Raw genomic sequence first — 426 nt, forward strand, 5'->3', positions numbered from 1 at the left:
TCGCAGATGAGCGGCTGGCGCTGTGGACGCATATCATCCGGCGACGTGACAACGAGTATCCCGATGGCGAATTCTCCAACGCCTTTTCGCGGACGCTGAACGAGAAATACCGAAGCCGGATGATTGGCGAGGACCTGTTCCGCAACGATCTCTATCTCAGCCTCGTCTGGCACCCGGGCAGGGATCCCGCCGAGCGGCTTGCGGCGTTCCTGTCGAAACTGTGTAAAGCACGGCGGCGCGGGATCGAGCTTGATGAGGATGCCCTCAACTACCTCGAAGACGTGATCGTCGATGTGACGGCCGGCCTGAAGCGTTTCGGCCCGCGCGTTCTTACCCTTCAGGAACGTGACGGCATGATCTTCTCGGAGCCGAGCGAAGTGCTGCATCAACTGGTGGGTGGGCGCCGTGAGGCCGTCCCGCTAACAG

1 pseudogene is annotated in these 426 nt (G+C 61.3%); it reads left to right on the top strand.

Features of this window, described 5'->3' with window-relative positions:
* A pseudogene (locus tag AB1462_RS32235) lies at positions 1–426 on the top strand (hypothetical protein); the annotation flags it as partial.

This window comes from Pseudomonas sp. SB113 (assembly GCF_040754745.1).
Taxonomy (GTDB): Bacteria; Pseudomonadota; Gammaproteobacteria; order Pseudomonadales; family Pseudomonadaceae; genus Aquipseudomonas; species Aquipseudomonas grimontii.